Annotated in this window: 16 protein-coding genes; 8 read left to right on the top strand and 8 right to left on the bottom strand. The window is 46.7% G+C overall.

Annotation, left to right across the window (positions count from 1 at the left end; all coding sequences use genetic code 11):
- Positions 1 to 783 precede the first annotated feature (783 nt).
- From DW036_RS17565 to DW036_RS17530, 8 genes are all read left to right on the top strand, one after another.
- The gene (locus tag DW036_RS17565; RefSeq protein WP_118465548.1) at positions 784 to 2,355 is read left to right on the top strand and encodes an ATP-binding protein; all 1,572 of its coding nucleotides are present in this window, start codon (positions 784 to 786) and stop codon (positions 2,353 to 2,355) included.
- A 30-nt stretch (positions 2,356 to 2,385) separates the two neighbouring features.
- A complete protein-coding gene (locus tag DW036_RS17560; protein WP_187374642.1) occupies positions 2,386 to 3,234 on the top strand; it encodes a helix-turn-helix domain-containing protein in 849 nt (282 codons plus the stop codon).
- A gap of 86 nt (positions 3,235 to 3,320) precedes the next feature.
- Positions 3,321 to 3,911: a DUF417 family protein gene (locus DW036_RS17555; protein WP_118465546.1), complete on the top strand. Its 591-nt coding sequence runs from the start codon at positions 3,321 to 3,323 to the stop codon at positions 3,909 to 3,911.
- Positions 3,912 to 3,915: 4 nt separating this feature from the next.
- Entirely contained in the window at positions 3,916 to 5,271 is a 1,356-nt protein-coding gene (locus DW036_RS17550; protein WP_118465545.1) for an FAD-dependent oxidoreductase, read from the top strand.
- 116 nt (positions 5,272 to 5,387) lie between these two features.
- A complete protein-coding gene (locus tag DW036_RS17545) occupies positions 5,388 to 6,542 on the top strand; it encodes an ABC transporter substrate-binding protein (RefSeq protein WP_118465544.1) in 1,155 nt (384 codons plus the stop codon).
- Entirely contained in the window at positions 6,539 to 7,576 is a 1,038-nt protein-coding gene (locus DW036_RS17540) for an iron ABC transporter permease (protein ID WP_007213911.1), read from the top strand. The genes DW036_RS17545 and DW036_RS17540 overlap by 4 nt, the downstream gene beginning before the upstream one ends.
- A gap of 24 nt (positions 7,577 to 7,600) precedes the next feature.
- Positions 7,601 to 8,614 (top strand): ABC transporter ATP-binding protein, encoded by a 1,014-nt coding sequence (locus tag DW036_RS17535; RefSeq protein ID WP_118465791.1) that lies wholly within the window; start codon positions 7,601 to 7,603, stop codon positions 8,612 to 8,614.
- Entirely contained in the window at positions 8,611 to 9,972 is a 1,362-nt protein-coding gene (locus tag DW036_RS17530; protein WP_118465543.1) for an MATE family efflux transporter, read from the top strand. The genes DW036_RS17535 and DW036_RS17530 overlap by 4 nt, the downstream gene beginning before the upstream one ends.
- 1 nt (position 9,973) lies before the next feature.
- Here DW036_RS17530 and DW036_RS17525 read toward each other — a convergent pair whose 3' ends face one another.
- The 8 genes from DW036_RS17525 to DW036_RS17485 all read right to left on the bottom strand — a co-directional run bounded on the left by DW036_RS17525 (position 9,974) and on the right by DW036_RS17485 (position 21,980).
- The gene (locus DW036_RS17525) at positions 9,974 to 10,651 is read right to left on the bottom strand and encodes a porin family protein (RefSeq protein ID WP_118465542.1); all 678 of its coding nucleotides are present in this window, start codon (positions 10,649 to 10,651) and stop codon (positions 9,974 to 9,976) included.
- 485 nt (positions 10,652 to 11,136) lie between these two features.
- Positions 11,137 to 11,940, bottom strand: a complete 804-nt coding sequence (locus DW036_RS17515) for an SDR family oxidoreductase (protein ID WP_118465541.1) — start codon at positions 11,938 to 11,940, stop codon at positions 11,137 to 11,139.
- Positions 11,941 to 12,045: 105 nt separating this feature from the next.
- Positions 12,046 to 13,941: a cobalt-precorrin-5B (C(1))-methyltransferase CbiD gene (gene cbiD / locus DW036_RS17510; protein ID WP_118465540.1), complete on the bottom strand. Its 1,896-nt coding sequence runs from the start codon at positions 13,939 to 13,941 to the stop codon at positions 12,046 to 12,048.
- Between the two features lie 123 nt (positions 13,942 to 14,064).
- Complete coding sequence (cobM, locus tag DW036_RS17505; protein ID WP_118465539.1) at positions 14,065 to 16,173, bottom strand: precorrin-4 C(11)-methyltransferase; 2,109 nt, start codon at positions 16,171 to 16,173, stop codon at positions 14,065 to 14,067.
- Positions 16,170 to 17,504, bottom strand: a complete 1,335-nt coding sequence (gene cbiE, locus DW036_RS17500) for a precorrin-6y C5,15-methyltransferase (decarboxylating) subunit CbiE (protein WP_118465538.1) — start codon at positions 17,502 to 17,504, stop codon at positions 16,170 to 16,172. The genes cobM and cbiE overlap by 4 nt, the downstream gene beginning before the upstream one ends.
- Before the next feature lie 11 nt (positions 17,505 to 17,515).
- Positions 17,516 to 18,934 carry a precorrin-3B C(17)-methyltransferase gene (gene cobJ, locus DW036_RS17495; protein ID WP_118465537.1) on the bottom strand — a complete coding sequence of 473 codons (1,419 nt, stop codon included), beginning with the start codon at positions 18,932 to 18,934 and terminating at the stop codon, positions 17,516 to 17,518.
- 144 nt (positions 18,935 to 19,078) lie between these two features.
- Positions 19,079 to 19,897, bottom strand: a complete 819-nt coding sequence (locus DW036_RS17490; RefSeq protein ID WP_118465536.1) for a sirohydrochlorin cobaltochelatase — start codon at positions 19,895 to 19,897, stop codon at positions 19,079 to 19,081.
- A 22-nt stretch (positions 19,898 to 19,919) separates the two neighbouring features.
- Positions 19,920 to 21,980: a TonB-dependent siderophore receptor gene (locus DW036_RS17485; RefSeq protein WP_118465535.1), complete on the bottom strand. Its 2,061-nt coding sequence runs from the start codon at positions 21,978 to 21,980 to the stop codon at positions 19,920 to 19,922.
- Positions 21,981 to 22,018: the final 38 nt, after the last annotated feature.

Below are 22,018 nucleotides of genomic sequence, written 5' to 3'. Positions count from 1 at the left end.
AAACAAAATAAAACCCGATTTCTTGTTTGTCTACCTTTTCTTGCTTACTAAAGTCAAACGCTCTGATGCAACGGTACTTTTTAATGAACCGAATGCAATAATAGCCTGCTTGCCAACCTGATGCTATCAATATACTTGTCTGCCGATCAATGAAGCAAATGACCTGTACCAGAAAAGATTAGCATGTAAAGTCTGAAAACAGTTGGAAAAAACGGCTGAAAGACTTGACTTCACCTTCCTGATGTAGTATATTTGTAGGGCTTTGAAGAGAACATAACTTTAATAGTAAACCTAACAATTTGGCAAATGATAAAATCTAATTTTTCTTTCCCGGACTTTGGCGGATATGTATTATTGCTGCCGGTTCTCTTGTTTTAGTAATATAATTTTGTTGTTTAGAATTGGGATATCCGTTCTTGGAATAATAACATACGAAAAATGATAAAGGCGATACTTCCTCATTAGGATTATCGCCTTTTTTGTTTGTATTTATCGCTTTTTGCTTTTTAAGTACCCCTTTTACGTTTTTAATAAACGTTGGGTACATTCTTTAAAAACGTTTCTGTTATTCTTTAAAAACGCTGTTTACGGTTATTAATAGGGTGCTTGTTTTTGTTTCGATTTATTATTGATGATGAACTTAAAATAAAGTTCCCTTATTACCGGTAATTGGCGATGGCTTACTATGTCCGTGAACTTCTAATTATGCGGATTTTATTAGGAAAATATTTATTGATGTTGTACCTTTGCCAGTGAACCGATGTACAAAAAAGGAGGATAGACATGATGCCGCAACAACGACTTTACCCCATAGGAATACAGACTTTCTCGGAAATCCGCAGAAAGAATTACCTGTATATTGACAAGACGGAATATATGTATCGCATGACGCATTCCGATTCTAAATACCTATTCCTGAGCCGTCCGCGCCGTTTTGGCAAATCATTGCTGGTGTCTACGCTTCATAGCTATTTTGATGGGCAGAAAGATTTGTTCGAAGGATTGGCTATCGAGAAACTGGAGGCGGAATGGACGCAATATCCGGTGCTGCATTTTGACATGAGTACGGCCAAACATCTGAATAGAGAAGATTTAGAATTGGAGTTGAGTCAGAAGCTCTCGATTTATGAAGAAATATATGGAGTGGGAAAAGCGGATGAAATAAAACCCAACCAGCGTCTGTTCGGCTTGATACAACGTGCTTTTGAGCAGACCGGTCGGCAGGTTGTCGTCCTTATCGACGAATACGACGCTCCTCTTCTCGATGTGGTTCACGAAGAGAGGAATCTGCCTGTTCTGCGGAATGTGATGCGTAACTTCTACAGCCCGCTGAAAGCCTGTGATCCCTATTTGCGCTATGTCTTCCTGACCGGTATCACAAAGTTCTCCCAGTTGACCATTTTCAGTGAGCTGAACAATATCAAAAATGTCAGCATGGATAGTTCGTATTCCGCTATTTGCGGTATTACGGAAGAAGAGATGTTGACACAGATGGATAGTGACATCGATTGGCTGGCCACACGCATGGAACTGCCCCGCGAGCATGCTCTTGCACAGTTGAAGCGCAATTATGACGGTTATCATTTCACCTGGCCGTCGCCCGATATTTACAATCCCTTCAGCTTGTTGAATGCCTTTGCCGACGGTAAAATGGACTCTTACTGGTTCGGTAGCGGCACGCCCACCTATCTGATTGAAATGCTGAAGAAATTTGATGTTCTCCCTTCTGCAATAGGGGGTGAAGAGGTGCTTTCTTCTGATTTTGACGCTCCCACGGAACGAATGGAAAACGCCACTCCGTTGCTTTATCAAAGTGGCTATGTCACCATCAAAAATCACGATAAGGAGACTGATCTTTATTTGCTCGATATGCCCAATCAGGAAGTTCGTATCGGCCTGATGCGCAGCTTGCTGCCCAATTATGTGGAACGGTACACGCAGAACACCAACACGATGATAGCCAAGATGTCGGTTCCCATTCGTAACGGGCGGATGGACGAGGCCTTGCAGATGTTGCAAACATTTCTTTCTACTATTCCGCAGTGCGACAACACGAACTATGAAGGACATTATCAGCAGATGTTCTACATCATTTTCAGCCTTCTTGGCTATTATGTGGATGTCGAAGTGCGTACACCTCGCGGTCGCGTAGATATAGTACTTCGTACACAGACTACGCTCTATGTGATGGAGTTAAAGCTGGACCGAAGTGCAGAGGTCGCCATGAATCAGATAAATCTGAAGAATTATCCCGAACGCTTTGCATTATGTGGATTGCCGGTAGTGAAAGTAGGCATTAATTTCGATGGTGAACGAAAGACACTGAAGGACTGGAAAATAGAGGAAACTATTTAAATTCTTCTCACTTTTTGAAATCATATCATGATAGATTATCAATTAAATACCCGTCTGAATGGGAATTTGGCAATGACCTTTTGTTTCCATGAAAATAAAGCACTGCAACAGGATACTACTTTATATAAGTTCATTTGGGTGCAGGGTGGAACCTTAACTCTGGAGATAGACCATATTCCCATACAGTTGGAACAGGACGAAATCATAAGTCTTACTCCTTTGCAGCATATTGAAATTAAATCGGTGGAGGGAGAGTACCTCACTTTCCTGTTCAACAGCAATTTCTACTGCATATTCGGTCATGATGACGAAGTATCCTGTAACGGTTTCCTTTTTCATGGTTCTTCCCGGGTGATGAAACTGAAACTTTCGCCGGAACAATCCGCCAACCTGAATGACATTATTCGTATCTTTCGGCAGGAGTCCGCTGTTCGCGATAATCTGCAAGAGGAAATGTTACGTATCATTCTCAAACGTTTTATTATCACCTGCACCCGCATTGCCCGTGAAAAGTGTGGCGTCACGCCGGAACAGGAAAAAGCCTTTGATATCGTCCGCCGTTTTTATATTCTGGTTGACCAGCATTTCCGCGAAAAGAAGCAGGTACAGGATTATGCCGACCTGTTATGCCGTTCCCCAAAGACACTCTCCAATTTGTTTGCCTCCTGCGGAGTGCCTTCTCCGTTGCGCATTATCCATGAACGGATAGAGGCGGAGGCCAAAAGATTATTGCTTTATACCACTAAGAGCGCCAAGGAAATCAGCGAACTGCTGGGCTTCGAAGATTTGTCCACTTTCAGCCGTTTTTTCAAGAAAATGACCGGTGAAAGTGTATCGGATTTCCGAAAATCGAACGTAACGGGAAATATTGCCAACTGATACGGCAGAATTGCCATTTCACAGCCCGACATAAACCCCGATTTTTGCATCAGAAAACAAAAACAATTCATTAATGCAATAATCGTATGAAAACAAAATTACAATCCATGTTCGTGGCAGCGCTGACACTGGCTGCATCTACTCAGAAATTAGGTATCAATCTTATCCGCGTGGCAATTCTGGTTATCTTCGTTTGGATAGGCGGGTTGAAGTTCTGGAATTATGAAGCGGAAGGCATCGTGCCGTTTGTGGCAAACAGTCCTTTTATGAGTTTCTTCTATACACACGATGCTCCCGACTATAAGGAGTACAAGTTGAAAGAAGGGGAATTTGATGCGGTGAAGCATGAGTGGCACAAGGAAAACAATACGTATGGCTTTTCTCACGGGCTGGGCATTCTTATCATGACTATCGGCATTCTTACATTCCTAGGCATCTTCTGGCCGAAAGTGGGCTTGGTAGGAGCAGGGCTTGCCATTATCATGACTCTCGGAACGCTTTCTTTCCTTGTCACCACACCCGAAGTATGGGTGCCTAATCTGGGCAGTGGAGAGTTCGGTTTTCCTTTATTGACCGGTGCCGGAAGATTAGTTATAAAAGATACAGCCATTTTGGCCGGTGCAATTGTTATATTAGCAGACAGTGCGAAAAGCGTACTGGAACAACTTAAAAAATAGAGATATGAAAAAGTATGATGCCATTATCATTGGTTTCGGCAAGGGCGGAAAGACCCTGGCCGCCGAATTTGCAAAACGTCAGAAGACGGTTGCCATTATAGAACGTTCGGATCACATGTATGGAGGCACTTGTATCAATATCGGTTGTATTCCTACAAAGACGTTGGTACACCTGGCTAAGGAAACTCCGGCGAAGGCTGCGTGGGAAGAGAAAAAGGCGTATTATCGTCAGTCCATTGGCCGTAAAGAAGAGGTGACTTCCTTCCTGCGGAATAAGAACTATCATAATCTGGCTGATAACCCCAATGTAACGGTGTATACAGGTGTCGGATCGTTTGCCGGTCCTGATGTGGTGGAGGTACGGACGGAAACGGAAGTCATTGAATTGCAGTCTCCGCAGATATTTATAAATACCGGTGCGGAAACCATCGTGCCGCCTATTGATGGAATAAAAGAGAATCCACGCGTGTACACCAGCACTTCCATCATGGAATTGGAAGAACTTCCCGAGCGGCTGGTAATCGTGGGTGGAGGTTATATCGGTCTGGAATTTGCTTCCATGTATGCCTCCTTCGGTTCGAAGGTGACGGTACTTGAAGGGTATTCTGAACTGATTGGCCGCGAAGACAGAGATGTTGCTGCCAGCGTACAGGCCGTATTGGAGAAAAAAGGCATTGTATTCCATCTCAACGCAAAGGTACAATCCGTGGAGGGTGCAACAGTGATTTATGAGGATGCTGTAACTCATGAAATCCATCACTTGGAAGGAGATGCTATCTTATTGGCAACTGGGCGTCGTCCGAATACTTCGGGGTTGAACCTGGAAGTTGCCGGCGTGAAAGTGAATGAACGCGGGGCCATTATTGTAGATGAATGGCTGCGTACTACTAATCCGACCATTCGTGCCATTGGCGACGTGAAAGGCGGGTTACAGTTCACTTATATCTCATTGGATGATTACCGCATTATCCGCGAAGATTTGTTCGGTGCAGGAGAACGGCGCACAGACGACCGTGAGCCTGTGAGTTATTCGGTATTTATGGATCCTCCTTTGGCGCGTGTGGGACTGAGTGAGACGGAAGCCCGTAAGAAAGGTCTGAACGTAAAGGTGAATATACTTCCGGTAGCCGCTATTCCGCGGGCACGTACTTTAGGCGAGACTGACGGGTTGTTTAAGGTGGTGGTGGATGCCAATACAAATAAGATTCTGGGATGTTCTTTGTTCGGACCGGAAACGAGCGAGATTATCAATATTGTATCAATCGTGATGAAGACAGGACAGGAATATACTTTCCTTCGTGATTATATATTTACACATCCCAGCATGAGCGAAGCGTTGAATGATCTGATGAATTTTTAGGCGTTTTTATATAGTAGGTGTTCGGGCACAAATTCGGTTAAATTATTGGACGGGTATTTGCGTATCTCCCCAAAAATAACGAATATTGTGCCCGAATTCTATACATCTTTATTGTCATGAAACGAACTACTGCAATAACCGTCTCCCTTTTAAGTCTTTTATGTGTGGCTTGCGGTCCGAAAAACAAACAGAACCCTACTGATCTACAGGCTACCACAGCTTCTGTATCAGCCACAGACTCTATTTATCCGGTCTACGCCCAAGGTTTTGAGGTGAAATATCTTCCCAACCATGTCCGCTTGGTAGATTTGTGCGATCCTCAAAATGAAAGCAGTAATACTTTCCATTATGCGTTGGTGCCCCGGGGGACGAAACCTGAAGGAATTCCTTCTGATTATACGGTGATCGAAACACCTGTGCGTAGTGCCATTTGCATGACTTCTTTACAATTATCCAATTTCATCAAACTGGAAGCCTGCGATAAGGTAGTGGGAATTACCAGTACGCGACATTTGTTCAATAAAGAAATGAATGAGCGCCTGAAGTCGGGTAAGACGGCTAAAATAGGAATTGAAGGTAACTTTGATAATGAAGTGATCATGAGTGTGAATCCGGATGTCATCTTTATCTCCCCTTTCAAGCGTGGCGGATATGATACGATGCGTGAAATCGGAATACCTTTGGTTCCGCACCTGGGATATAAGGAAATGACTCCGCTGGGACAGGCGGAATGGATTAAATTCATCGGCTTGTTTATCGGACAGGAAGAGGAGGCGAATGAAAAGTTTGCTGCTATAGAAAAGCATTATAATGACCTGAAACAACTGGCTGCCGATGTGAAGAAGCGTCCGGTAGTATTTAGCGGTGAGATACGTGGAGGAAACTGGTATGCAGTAGGTGGTAAAAGCTTTTTGGCCGAATTGTTCCGTGATGCGGGAGCCGATTACTTCTTGAAAGATGATCCCCGTTCCGGTGGTGTTACACTGGATTTTGAAACTGTATACAGCCAGGCGGAGAGTGCCGATTACTGGCGTATTGTGAATAGCTACGACGGTACATTCTCTTACGATGCCTTGAAGTCCCTTGATCCCCGTTATGCCGACTTCCGTGCATTCCGTGACAAAGGCGTAATTTATTGCAATATGCGCGAGCAACCTTTCTATGAAAGTATGCCGATGGAACCGGAAGTGGTGCTGGAAGATTTGATTCATGCATTCCATCCCAATCTGTTACCTGATTACCAACCGAAATACTACGCACGTTTGCAATGAAAAGACCGACACTGCTCCTGATGCTGGTGATACTGGCATCCATATTCCTGTTTTTCTTGTTGAACCTGCTGTTAGGCTCTGTCCACATCCCTTTTCGTTCCGTCTGGAACATCTTATGGGGGAATACGGATGAGTCTATTATCTGGCAGAATATCATTTGGAAATCCCGTGTGCCGCAGGCATTGACGGCATTGGTGGCGGGAGCGGGATTATCGGTGAGTGGTTTGCAGATGCAGACGGTTTTCCGGAATCCGCTGGCAGGACCGTCGGTGTTGGGTATCAGTTCGGGTGCCAGCCTGGGAGTAGCTTGTGTGGTATTGCTATCGGGAGCGATGGGTGGTGTGGCACTGAGCAAGCTCGGATATATGGGAGAAGTGGCGTTATCTATTGCAGCTATTATCGGAGCACTGTCCGTGATGGCACTTATCGTATACGTTTCGCAGAAAGTAAAGGGAAATGTGACGCTGCTGATTATCGGTGTGATGATTGGTTATGTGGCAAGTGCCATTATCGGCGTATTGAAATATTTCAGTGTGGAGGAAGATATTCGTGCATACGTCATTTGGGGACTGGGTAGTTTTGCCCGTGTGTCGGGTGACCAGATGATACTGTTTGTCTGTATCATGGCGGTCTTGTTGCCACTCTCGTTTCTGCTGATAAAGACAATGAACCTGTTGCTGCTGGGCGATGGGTATGCACGGAACCTGGGGCTGAACATCAAGCGGGCACGCCTGTTGGTGATCTCCTGTTCAGGTGTACTGGTAGCAATTGTGACGGCATATTGCGGTCCGATTATGTTTATCGGTCTGGCTGTTCCCCATCTTTGCCGGGCTATATTTCATACATCCGATCATCGGATACTGATGCCTGCCACATTGCTGGTAGGGGCTTCGTTGGCGTTGGTGTGCAACCTCATAGCCCGCATGCCGGGATTTGAAGGAGCTTTGCCGGTGAACTCGGTGACTGCTTTGGTAGGTGCTCCGGTGGTGGCATCCGTGCTCTTCAGGAAACGCAAAGGGGAACTGGAAGAATAATTGAGAATTGAAAATAAAGAGGTCTTGAAACAGGAAACTATACATATTGAGAAACTATCCATTGGCTATCCCGGTAAAGGAGATGTGAAAGTCGTGGCAAGCGATATTTGTGCCGGAATCAATAGCGGGGAGTTGACTTGTCTGCTGGGTGCAAATGGGGTAGGGAAGTCTACGTTGTTGCGTACACTTTCCGCATTTCAACCGAAGTTATCCGGTGAAATACGTATACAGGGAAAAGAGATTGGCTCTTATACGGACAAACAGCTTTCAAAAGTGATCAGTGTAGTCCTGACTGAAAAGTGCGACATCCGCAATATGACTTCTGTGGAACTTATCGGTCTGGGACGCAGTCCATATACCGGTTTCTGGGGAACACTCTCCAAAGAAGATAAAGAGGTCGTGAACCATGCTATCAACCTGGTTGGGATATCTCACCTGGCACATCGCATGGTGCATACACTGAGTGATGGTGAACGGCAGAAGGTGATGATTGCCAAGGCACTGGCTCAGGAAACTCCGGTGATTTTCCTGGACGAACCTACTGCCTTTCTTGATTTCCCGAGTAAAGTGGAAATGATGCAATTGCTCCATCAGTTGAGCCGGCAGACAGATAAGACTATTTTCCTGTCTACCCATGATCTGGAACTTGCCTTGCAGATTGCGGATAAAATCTGGTTGATGGATAAGGTGAACGGGGTGACTATCGGAACTCCCGAAGACCTTTCACTGGATGGAACCCTCAGTAGTTTCTTTGCCCGTAAAGGAATTGTGTTTGATCTGGAGACAGGATTATTCCGGGTGAACAATGAGTATACTTCCCGGATCCGTATTGTCGGGCACGGACAAAAATACGCTATGGTGCGGAAAGCTTTGCAAAGAAATGGTATTCTGGCAAACCGAAACGTGGAGTCGGACGTTTATATTGAAACGGGAGATTTGAAAGGAGACGGTACTTTTGTACTGCACCCCGTAAACGGCGAAGCGGTGACTGTGCGAACCATTGATGAACTGCTTGCAGAGATTGTAAAGATTCTATGAGACATTCGACAAAAGATAATTATCTCTATCTGACTACTACCCCGGTACCCCGTCTGATAGTATCATTGGCTGTACCTACGATTATCAGTATGTTGGTTACGTCATTCTATAATATGGCGGATACGTACTTTGTGGGGAAGATCAATACCCAGTCTACGGCGGCTGTAGGTATTGTGTTCTCGGTCATGTCCATTATTCAGGCGGTGGGCTTTTTCTTCGGACACGGTTCGGGGAACTATATTTCGCGGAAACTCGGTGCGCAGGAGACTGGGAATGCAGAGAAGATGGCGGCTACCGGCTTCTTCTGGGCGTTGTTTATGGGTATATTTCTGGCAGTAGTGGGACTTATCTTCCTTACTCCATTGTCGCTGGCATTGGGCTCTACACCTACTATCCTGCCTTATACGGAGAAATATCTGGGCATCATATTGCTGGGCGCACCTTTCATGACTGCTTCGTTAGTATTGAATAATCAGATTCGCTTCCAAGGAAATGCAGCGTATGCGATGGTAGGAATCGTATCGGGTGCGGTGATTAACGTGATACTGGACCCTATCCTGATTTTTGGCTTCGATATGGGGATATCGGGGGCCGCGTTGGCTACGGTAATCAGTCAGATATGTAGTTTCTCCCTGTTATTGTATATGTGTAGAAAGGGTGGCAATATCCGTGTCCGTTTCAGGAACTTCACACCTTCATTAGCTTTCATTAAGGAAATTATCGGCGGTGGTACTCCTTCGCTTGCCCGTCAGGGATTGGCGAGTGTAGCTACTATCTTGCTGAATGTGGCTGCCGGGGCTTATGGAGATGCGGCTATTGCAGGCATGTCTATTGTCACCCGTATTGCAATGTTCATTAATGCTTTCCTGATAGGTTTCGGGCAAGGTTTCCAGCCGGTATGCGGTTTCAATTACGGTGCGGGATTGTATGCGCGTGTTCGTCAGGGATTCTGGTTTTGTGTAAAGGTGGGATTCATCTTCTTGTTGGTGTGTGCGCTGGCAGGCATGGGATTTGCGGAGGATATTGTTTCTTTATTCCGTAAGGGAGACCCGGATGTAATTGCAGTAGGGGCTGCTGCCTTGCGTTGGCAGTTCATTACTTTCCCGTTGGGTTCATGGATTGTGATGAGCAATATGATGTTGCAGACGATTCGTAAACCGGTAAAGGCCACCATTATTTCTTCTGCCCGCCAAGGATTGTTCTTTATTCCGCTGATTTTTATCCTGCCTCATTATCTGGGTTTGCAGGGTGTGGAAATGTGTCAGGCTACTGCTGATCTTCTGACTTTCATTCTTGCCATACCGTTGACATGCAGTGTACTGAATGAAATGAAACGAAAGCAGGCGGAGCTGTTGTAAATCAGAACCGGTATCCTACGGTGAAGAACGAAGCGAGATTCTTGGGAGAGAATTTCTCAATGCCGGATGATTGCAGTAGGTTATCCAACTGGTCGTTTACCTTGATCATTCCCAACTGAAGCTCTGCTCCGAATATGAATTTGTGATATTCGATGTTGAGGCCGAACATAAGGCCGGCATCGAAGCGTTTGTTTCCCATTTTGTCATCTATCCGGTTACCGAAAGTATCTATGCGGAATCTGTAGCTTCTGTTAGGGTTGTATTCACTACTGTAATCATATTCCTCCATCTCACCGGATGTCTTTCCGCCTACGCCATAGGCAATATACGGACCGGCACTCAGGGAAGCACTGTAATTCTTTCCAAGGTTGAGGCGGGCGGCCATCATGATGGGGAGCTGGATATACAACTCATTCATGTTCACTTTTCCTACATATTCCACTTCTTCACGGGCACCTATCGATACAAAGTTCAGTGATGGTTGAAACACCCATGTGCGGTTGAGTTCATAGTTCATGCCGACACCTACTTTGTAGGCGATGCGTGTATCACTTTCTACATTTTCTCCATTGAAGTTGGAGGTACCGACTCCGGCTTTTACTTGGAAGGAGATAGGGGATTGGGCATTTGCTCCCAATGCTATGATTGCAAAGAAAATAGTGAGAATAGTCTGTTTCATTACTTGAACCTTGTAAGGGGTTGATGTTTATTTGCTCGCAAAGATATAAATTATATGATTACATACAATTCCTGTTGGGAGAATATTAGTTAGCTACGAGCTACAAGTTACAAGTTACGAGTGGCTGCGCTATATTCCGAGCGGCTCACGACGGGGATCCCATACATCCTGTGTGCAATCTCAATTCCCCATTGCTGTTTGCAAAAAGCGGCAATCTTGCGTAGCTCCTGAGTAGCTTCAGGATAAGTCTTTATTTTCATAGTGTGCGCATGAAGTCTGCTAATTTGGCGTCTTCTGTTTCAGAATCAATCACATTTCCTTCGATGATCGCTTTTTCTGCTTTATCAATTCGCTCATGTAATTCATTCATTGTATACGGAATCATGCTTTTTGAATGGGTATGCCACAAAGGTAGTGTTTGGGAAAGAACACACAAAATGTTATTCTATAAAGTTTTGCCCAAAGGGGATGAGCTACACAGCTAATTAATAGAATTTCCTGATCAGCCAATCTACCAGACTAAACGGTAGCATAGGTTTAATGCGTGCAAAGAATACTTGTTCCCACGGACCGACTTTTGTGCGGAAAGCAGGGCGGCGGCTATTTACCAGTTTGCAGATTGCTTTGCCTAACTTTTCCGGTCGGCAACCATTGTTTTCAGATTGTTCTACGTTTCGCATGGCTTTTGCAAAACTCTCCCCATATTGCGCATGGGAGAGGGAAGTCTGGCACACTTGCCGTTGCGCTGTGAAACCAGTCTGGAAATCTCCCGGTTCGACTACGCAAACTTGGATGCCTAACGGTTTTACTTCCTGGTAAAGCGCTTCACTATATCCTTCAATCGCGAACTTGGATGCACTGTAGAAGGCTTGAAAAGGAACGGCAAGGACACCTGCGATGGAACTGATATTTATGATTCGTCCGTGTCCTGCTTTGCGCATGAAAGGCAGCACCACCGCACACATACGGACGGCACCCGTGAAATTCGTATTCATTTGGTGTTGTATCTCCTCCTCGGTAGTGAGTTCGATAGCTCCGCTGATGCCCATCCCGGCATTGTTGACAAGTACATCGATGCTGCCTTGCTCTTTCAGGATAGTAGATATGGCATTGGCTACCGATGCAGGATCAGTAATATCCAATTGCAACATTTTGAAGCCGGAGTTATCGGAAACTGCTTTCCGGCTGGAGCCATAAACTATATGTCCTTGTGCAGCCAACTGCGTAGCAATGACTCTTCCAAAACCGGAAGAAGCACCGGTGACGAGGATTATTTGGGGGTGTTTCATATTTAAGCTTTTTAATTTAAGTTTCGCATGTAGCCTGAAGGACTTTCATTATATAGTGTAGGGCTTTCAGCCTGACAGACTACATGTAAAACCTGTTTTTTTATTCTATGTAATTGTTTTCCCTTCTTCACTAATGAGCAGAATAGTCAGTTCTCCTTCAGGTAGCAACGGGTCGCAATATTGATGGCACAGTTCGAGCAAACGGGAGCCAAAAGCTTGCAAATCTTCGGCAGAGAGCAATGACCATAACTCACGGGCTAAAGTTATCTTTTCGATAACTGCAAGTGTTTCTCCTCCGCATCCGGCAGAAAGGGCCACTTCACGTAAGAAATCCTTATTCATCGTCACTTGCTTACTGTGCGTATCCAGATTGCCTTCTGCCAGCTTCACGGCTTTTCCTATCATGATACCCAAAGTCACTGCTTTGATTTCCAAATCTGCGGCAATCTTTATCGTATCTCCAATGAAGTTTCCGTAATGAATAAATGCCTGTGCAGGCAGTTCGGGATAGTACCTCCGGACATATTTTTCACTCTTTGCACCCGAATTAAGGACGATGCGCGGGCTTCCTGTTGCCCGACCTACTTCCATGGATTTGCGGATGGAATCTACAAATGCTTCGGAAGAAAAAGGTTTCACGATACCCGAAGTTCCGATGATAGAAATACCACCCTCTATACCCAGACGGGGATTAAAAGTCCGTCGGGCTATTTCTTCGCCACCCGGTACGGAAATAGTGACAGCAAAAGGATTGGGTTGTTTGGAAATGCCAAGTCGTTGAAGGCATGCCTTTACATTGTTTTCAATCATTTTGCGGGGAGTAACGTTGATGGCAGGTCCTCCTACTTCCAATCCTAAACCCGATAGGGTAACAATGCCTACGCCTTCGCCTCCACAGACAATAACGGTATAATCATCAGCACCAAGTTCTGCGGGTGTTGGATCGTCAAAACGGAAAGGCACGGCAACATTGGCCTTGATCTGCATGCCATTAGTTACATCGGGGTCATCACCTGCATCTTTGATGACAGTGGCATCTGCCTCCAGCATCCAGTCATCGTTTATACAGCTGGGATGCGGGTAGAGTTCTTGCTCTTCGACGGGAACATAAATGGTTTCTCCGTTAGGGAGAATAACAGGGAATTCTTCGGGTCGGGGCTGGCGTTGAACATTGAAAATATCCCAGGTTGCAGCTACAGCGGCCGCGGCTGCACAGGTACCCGTAGTCAGACCACTACGCAAAGGGTAAAAATCGGGCAGATGTTTTTCAATCATCCGGCGTAGGCCATGCTCACCGTTCACTATCATAAAACTTCCGGGCATTGGCGGACGACGGATTGCAAAAATGCGGATACCTTCCTGAAGGGCAGCTTCCACTTTTTCATTGAATCCTCCGGAAAGTCCGCTTTCCTTTATCAATATGGCTTCGGGATGAAGTTGCTGTAACAGGATGCGTTCGTCTTCGCCTGCATGGTAGTAATGCAGATATTTTTCGGGAAAACCTTCACGTTCGGCCAGACGGCGGGAACTCTCGCGGTTAAGGATGCGGAAGTAACAACAGGTACTTTCCTGCCAGAGAGGCTTTAGCTTGGCAATGCTTTGTACGCCTGTCAGTGCCAGGAGGGTGAAGATATCTTCTTTCTTGATTTGCCGAATGGCATCTTCAAAATCTTCGCACCAGATGATGTGTTCTTCGTCACGTGGCGGATAAATACGTTCGAATCGGATGACAAGCAGGTTCAGGGTATAGGCTACTTTCTCTACGGTCTGGTGCAGTTGTATGGCAAAGGGGTGGGCGGCGTCTACCAGTAATTGAATGTTATGTTCCCGGCAACAGCGCTCCAAATCCAGTTCGTCCATGGCACCTTGCAGGCGGATACCGTGGTGCATAGTTACTTCCTGTTCGTCTCCTTTAGTAGAGTAGTAGAATGGTTTTCCAGCTTCTTCAAGGGTACGTGCAGCGATGCGTCCTTCGGTGGTTCCACCTAATATTAATATCATTACTTTTAGGTTTTAGTTGAACAAAATGTGATAATGTGATAGGGTGATAAAGTGATAGTGGGATAACACTCCGTGATATATAATACAGCTACTTTATCACCCTATCACATTATCATTCCCTTCTTATCTGCGGAAGAGATGTTTGAATTCATGGGCATAGAGCCGGGAAAGGCCTTCGCGGTTGTCGATGGCTTCACCTACGACAATCATGGTGGTGAGCGTCAGGTTGTTCTCTTTCACAATCTTTGCAAGGTCCTTCAACTCTCCTCGATAGATGCGCTCGTCCTTCCAGGTAAGGTGGTAGCAAACGGCAACAGGGGTGGTTTCGGGATATTCCTGTAAGAGCTCTTCCTGCACCTGTTCGGCAATGCCGGCGCTGAGGAAGATACACATGGTGCTTTGCGAGCGTGCCAGCAGGTGGAGCTGTTCGCGTTCCGGCATGGGGGTGCGTCCTTCACCGCGGGTAAGGATGATGCTCTGCACTTTCTCAGGAATGGTAAACTGAGACTTCAGCGCAGCGGCAGCAGCCTGGAAGGAAGAAATGCCCGGTGTGATGTGATAACTCATGTGATGCTGGTCGAAATAGTTCATCTGTTCCTGAATGGCACCGTAGATGCAGGGGTCGCCCGTATGCAGGCGAACTATGAATTTGTCTTCATCATAGAATTTCTTCATCAGTGCAAACTGTTCTTCCAAGTCCATAGAGGCTGAGTTGCGGACGGTAGCACCCGGTTTGGCACAGAATGTCAGTTCGCGGGGGACGAGACTGCCGGCGTAGAGGATAAGATCTGCCTTCTCCAGCATTTGCCTTCCACGCACGGAGATAAGGTCGGGATTACCCGGACCAGCGCCGACGATTTCGATGTGCCCTTGACGTAGGTATCCATTCTCGATGGCGATGGCGAAGGTGGATTTATTGCTGAGACCTTTGAATTTTTCGGCATATAGCACACCGTGATGCGATGAGAGTATGGCCGCTGCTTCGCATACACTGGGCGTGCCCATGTACTTTTGTACGGTGGTGCTGGGATTGGGAACTTCTACCTGACTCAGTTCTTCGGCCGTATAGAAGCGGACGTCGACCAGTTTCTGTAATTTTTTTATCACTTCTACGTTGCGTTTCACATCAATGGTGGCTACTTCTTTGATGGCTTGCCCACAGATGTTTTTACCGGGTGCGCCTACAACGAGATTGACGAATAGTTCTTCGAATTCGGGGGGATCGAGTGCGAGCCCGAGGCCGACATGCAATATTCTAGGAATATACTGTATGTGGGCTATTGCGGGGTCGAAGAACATAAAGGGACTGACGATAATCAGCAGTTTGTACTGGCTGAGATCCATGTCGCTGCGATGGTAATAGACGTCGACGTGTTGGGGGCGGGTACGTTCCAGGTAGTCAGTGCCTTCATCGCGGATTTCGAGTAACAGGGCGGTACGGTATTTGTTGACGAAGAGGTTAATGATGACGTTGAATTCCTTGGTTCTCTCGTTGTAATTGGTGCCGTCCCTCATTTGAAGTATGATACTGTTATCATCCTCATCTTCATCCTCTTCATCCTCATCGTACTCTTCATCCTCGTCCTCGTCGTACTCTTCATCCTCATCTTCGTCGTACTCTTCATCCTCATCTTCATCCTCGTCGTACTCTTCATCCTCATCTTCATCCTCGTTGTACTCTTCGTCCTCATCTTCGCCGTACTCCTCTTCTTCTTCATTGTAATCTTCCTCCTCATCGCTTTCTTCTTCGTCGTCGAGGAGTTCTATATTTTTATAGTATGCGTGCGACATACCTACCAAAACTTCCCAACCGAACTCTTGTCCGAGGGTGTCAAGAGCCCATAATCCGCTATTGTCGCTCAAGGTACTGATGACGGGATTCGCCCCTAAGATGTGGGCGACATCTTGGGTGATTTTATTGGCTTGCCCGATGTGACCGGACAATACGGATATGGCATTGCGTCCCATGCTGTCCACGCAGATCACGGCCGGGTCGGTATGCTTATCTTTTACATGGGGGGCAATGGTGCGGACACAAATGCCCATGGCACAAATGAAGATGAATGCATCATATTCGTCGAAATTCTCTTCTATGAAATCGGAAAGGGATGAGATATAAGTGCAACCGGGAAAGTGTTCGAGTGTGAATATTTCAGAGTCGTTCATTTCTTGGTGCAGTGTCTCGGCCAGGGTGAGGCTGTTGCCTGTTACTAAAAGGATAGCTGTTTTCATATCGTTGCTTTCATTATTTCTATAGGGTTAAAATTGTTGATGATGATACGCAGGGAGGAATGTAAGGTCATTCCTGCGGCATGAACTCCTTGACGAAATAGCTCCTTACTACTTTCGGACACGGAGTTGAAGACGATGCAACCGCCGGGCTGCAATACTTCTTTCAGGCGTACCAGTATATTTTCTAATTTTCCACCGTGTCCGCCGATAAAGACAGCGTCGGGGCGGGGGAGAGCTCCCAGATCAGTTTGCAGGAAATCTCCGATTAAGGCTGTGATTCCCGGCGCACCGAAACGGCGGGAGTTGATGCGCATCAGGTCTTCTCCTTCGGGACGTATCTCGAACGAAACAACCGTAAGATGCGGGAATTGCAGGCGGGCTTCGATGGAGACAGAACCTGTGCAGAAACCTATATCCCAAAAGACACGGCGGCGATTCAGTTCCAATGCCTGCAAGGTAAGGAGGCGGATCGGAGCTTTGGTAATCATGCGGGCACGTCCGTCCAAGTGGGCAAATTGTTCATCGGGAAGACCGAAGGGGCGGGGCTGTTCAGTTATAGAGGGCTGACTATCTATAGAGAAGAAAGCTTCCTTGCTATGGGTGTCGTAGCTTACCGTATACGGGTGTCGTAGCTGATCGTCTATGGGTGTCGTAGCTGACTGTCTACGGGTATCGTAGCAGAGCAGCAAGTTATTCGGATGCTCAAATGTCTCTTTTTCAGCTTCTTCAAGACTCATCCGACGAATGCGCTCGCGTTCGGGATTGCCGAGGTGTTCACCGATGTACATCGTGTAATCGATGTATCCGTATTCCAACATTCGCGCGGCGATAGTGGCAGGGGTATGCTCCCGATCTGTCAGTACACCTATTTTGTGAGCACGTTCTATGAGTGCTTTGTCCAGTTCCTGCCACGGGCGTCCTGTCAGAGAGACGGTACGCATATCGTTGTAGGGCATCACCAGCCTGTGCGCTAATGTTTGCAGGGAGTTGAAAGCCGGATAGAGACGTATCTTTGCATCGGGCAGTTTTCGTTTTACCGTATTGGCGAAGCCGAAAAACAGGGGATCTCCGGATGCAAATACGACAATAGATGCATCGGAAGCCTTCTTCTCAAAGTCTGCAAAAATGTTTTCGTATTGGGCGAAGACGTTGTCCAGTGGAACTGTTATGGAAATCCATTCCGCACCTTCCGGAAGTAACTTCTCTACAATCTCCCGATGCCGTAAGCCGCCGGAGAATACTTTTCCTTCCCGTATATGCCGCAGCACTTCGGGCGGGAAGAAAGGTTCCCGGTTATCGTCCATGCCTATAATAATAAAGTTTCGTATCATAGCGTATCTATTTACACATCCCGTCCTGGCCTTAACTGTTCCGCATCATTGTAGCACAAGATTGCATTCACCAGCGTTGCAGCCAAATTACTTCCTCCTTTTCGTCCCTCTACTATCAGTTTGGGTATTTCCATGAACGGCTTCACCATGTGCTTGGATTCCTGTACGTGTACAAAGCCCACAGGCGCGGCAATAATACCGCTTGGTGCAGCCTTTCCTTTACGTACCAGATCACAAAGTTCCATCAAAGCCGTCGGCGCATTACCGAATACGAACAAGGCATCCGGATGTTCCTCCACCGCCAGACGTATACCGGCTTGTGTACGGGTGATCCCTTTTTCCGTTGCCATTGCCGCTACCTGTTCATCGGAAAGATAACATTTCACTTCTACCCCCAGCCGTTGTAAAGCTCCTTTGCGAATACCGCTGGCAGCCATCGTCACATCCGTAACAATCGTTTTCAGCCGACCGTCCGTTATTTTCTGATAAAGCTTTTCCACAGCACCTTTGTCCGTATACAACAGCTTTTCCATTTCAAAATCAGCCGTGGTGTGGATGGCGTGCAGCAAAGCCCATTTATGATCCAGAGGAATATTCTTATTCTTTAGTTCCGACTCAATGGTCCGGAAACTTTGTATCATAATGTCCTGACCTATCCCCTTAGTCGGTTGTTCATCCTTATCCGGACGGTTATAATATCCCCGGGGAGTAATGAACTTGCCGTTCCACGCATAAGATTGCGAGTTACCGATCAGGATGACCGTAAACATATCCACTTCTTCGGGATTGAAATCAGCGAGTGTCGTCAGATGCACTTCCTGTTCCTCCCGTCCGGCTTGGCGTACATAACCTACCGGAGTCTCCGGAGCGCGTCCTTCTGCGAGAAACAGCTCTTTCAGTCGATAGAGTTGCCAATACCGCCCTTCGCTTTTCGGATTGTATACAGCCGTTACGAAATCAGCCATGGCTGCCGCACGGATGCGACGCTCGATCCGTTCCCACGGTGTCATCAGATCGGAAAGGGAAATCACACAGAAATCATGTCCCACGGGAGCACCCAGCAGTGAAGCCGCTTTCTGAAAAGCACTGATACCCGCCAAGGCAATCACTTCGACGTTGCTGTTCCGTTCCCGCTTCATCTCGTAAATCAGCGGAGTCATTCCATAAATCCCTGCGTCACCGGAACTGATGACACAAACCGTTTTTCCCTGTTCTGCCAATTCAAATGCCTGTTCCGCACGAGTGCGTTCCCGCTTCATACCCGTATCTATACATTCTGTTTCAGGGTGGAGATAAGGCTGGATAAAACGGAAATAATATTTATATCCCACTACTACATCCGCTTCGCGAACCGCTTCCAGAACCGCAGGCGTAATGTCTTGTTCGCTGCCCGGTCCGATGCCGGCAACTATTATCTTTGGCTGTTTCATATCGCTTATATTTCTATCATGCAAAGATACATTCTATTCTCTAAATTTCGGGTATAAAAGGGTGTAAAAAGGGCTACACCCTTTGCCTGGAATGGTGTAGCCATCCGGGGCAAAAGGTGTAGCCATAAGAGGGAAAGGGTGTAGCTATTTCAGCAACGCCTCAATGTGTTCCATATATAACTTCCGGATAGCGGGTTGTTCGCCTAGTCCCTGCATACGGACATTGGTCTGATAACCTGCCTTTTCCATTTCCGGTTTCCATACTCCGACGATGTCTTCTTTCGTATGATTGCCGCATACCAGCAACAACGGTATCAGTGTCACTTGTTTCGGGCGTGTCTCCTTCAACTGTGCCAGTGTAGCGTCCAGTGTAGGATAACCTTCGATGGTGCTGACGTGGAAGTTTTTCAGTCCGTGGGCTTTCATCATATAGTCCAGCATGGCGTAAGTGGCGGTACTTGGCAATTGATTGCCGTGTCCCACATAGATGACGTCCTCTTTCTTTCCGGGCTGTTCCTGTGTCAGAATTTCGATGACCTTTTCGCAATCTTCCACTGTATAAAGCAATGGATTACCCACTTTTATTTCTTTAAAGAAGGGTTTCACGCTCTCCGCATCGCGGCGGACGGAAGTCATTTCACTTCCTTCAATCAGTGTTGTACTCTGTATCAGTACACGCGAATATCCTTCGCTTCTGAGTTTCAGCAGTGCATCTACCGGACTGTCTTTATGAACGCCTTGCTTCTCCAGCCTGCGCCGAACAATGGGAGAGATATACGCTTCGCGCACTTCAAACTGCGGAAAAGTTTCTTTTGCCTCACGGGTGATTACGTCGAGCGTCAGTGCACGTGTATCAGGGTCCGAACTTCCGTAATGGGTAATGAGAAGGGCAGTCTTCTCCCCCTGTGCAGAGGAGAAGAGGGCCACACTCAGTAAACAAAGAGTGATGAAAAGATGTTTCATGTCAATAATAAGTTGTTATGCGTTAATTCTTTAGTTTTAAAGTCAGACTCACCACCAACATACGTCCCGGTGAGTACAGGGTGAAGTTCTTCGTCAGAGGTCTCATATCCCTCTTGTTGAAGATATTGTCGATACCGATACCGGGTTCCAGGAAGAAACTGCTGAAGCAATCGAAGGAGTGGCGGGTGTTCAGGTTCCAGATACCGTAACCCGGAGCATCTCCGTCGGCATCTCCCGGATAGTAGCATTTGCTTTGCAGACGGCCGTTCAGGTTGAGGTTCATGGTGTAGTCGCCCCATGAATGTGCATAGTTTCCACTGATGGTTGCCGTGTGGCGGATGCTGCGTTGAATGTTTTGCCAGCCTTCTTCACCTTTACCACGGGCATAAGCGTAGGTATAGTTACCATTCAGCGTAAATCCGGCGAACGGATTGCCTGACAAGCTCACCTCAAAACCACGGACGGTAGCCTTTTCAAAATTGATGTATTCTTTCAGGTTCACATTCTTGGTAGATGATAAGTCTGCCAGTTCGGGGAATTCTTCTTTCAGTTGCTGCTGGGCCTCAGCGGACAAATCATTGAATGCGGTTACTTTGGAAGACACCATATCTGTCAGATAATTCAGATATCCCGTAACGGAGGCACTGAAACGGTTGGTGCGGTATTCCATATTGATGGAGTAGTAGTTGCTGTGTTCAGGCTTCAGGTCGGCGTCACCGATGGAGATGGTGTATTTGCTACCCATTTTCTTGAACATGCTGTAATACAATTCGTCTACGCCGGGAGCACGGAAACCAGCTGCATACGTGGCACGTACGTTGAAGTTTCCAATATTGTACATGGCTGCCACTTTCGGGGTGAAACGTCCGCCTGCCTGTTCATGATAGTCATAGCGTGCACCGACGATGCCCGTGAAGTGATCCCACAGTTTTACTTCATGCTGTCCGTAGCCCGACAAAGTATATACTCCCTTGTCTACATCGGCATCGGGACGAACAAGAATGTCCTTGCGGTAGTCCACTCCGAAGACAGTAGTACTGTTGGTGGTGAAACCGAAGATACCTTTCAGTTCGGCATCATGAAATTTCTGTCTTTTGGTGAATGCGTAGTCCCCCGGTTGGTAATCACCGGCCGCCAGCATATATTTGTAGCGCGAAGTATAATTGTTGCCTACATAATCCAATTGGATGGAGGAGCGTTTGTTCAGTCTGTACTTGGCTCCTGTACCCCAGTTGTAGCCTTCGTAATGCGTATTATAATCATTTCCGCCTGTCATGCCGTCACGTTTGGCGGGGCGGTCGGTCATGCGCCAGTAATATCCGCCGTTGGCATAGAACGAGAGTTTTTCCGTAGCATCGTAGGTGAATTGCTGAGAAAAGTTATTCATGCTGTAGCCGATGGAAAGCTGATCGAGGGTTTCAATCAGGTCATCATTCTTGTCTACGGTCAGGCCACTGTTCTGCCAGCCATCCGAGTGATCGTATTTATAAGCAGTGTAAGAGGCGAGCTTTCCTTTGGCAATGTCCAGGTTGAGGCCTTGTGAAAACTGATTCTTTCTTGTATAGCGGCTGTTGGTGGTGAAGGAGATTTCATCTTTCGGCTGGTTGGTGATGATGTTGATAACACCGGCAATCGCATCCGAACCATAGAGCGAAGAAGCAGCTCCGTTCAAAACCTCGATACGCTTCACACGGCTCATGTCTATCTGGCTGATGTCGATATTACCGCTGATATCTCCCGTGACCTTACGTCCGTTAATCAGTATCAGTACGTATTTATTGGAAAGTCCGTTCATCATCAGATACGAACCCATGGCATTCGGGGAGAAGGAGAGAGAGGGAACCATCATGGTCATGGCTTGTTGGAAATCCGTGATTCCGGCACGTTTTATCTCGTTGGCGGTGATGACGGATACCGGTGCCGGAGTATTTTTCAGTCGCTGGTGCGTACCCGTACCGGTTACTACTACAGGATTCAAATCCACAGTTTTATCTACGGAAGTTTCACCTTTATCAGCCTGTGCCCATGCACCGGCAGCGATACTTCCCATTAAGAGAGTCGTTAATAATCTTTGCTTTATCATAAAATTATCGTTTGTTTGGAAATGCAAAGATATGGGGA

Origin of the sequence: Bacteroides sp. AF39-11AC (genome assembly GCF_003474285.1) — a bacterium.
Lineage (GTDB): Bacteria > Bacteroidota > Bacteroidia > Bacteroidales > Bacteroidaceae > Bacteroides.
Note: the sequence above shows the minus strand (reverse complement) of the source record. Positions and strands in the feature narration are given on the sequence as shown.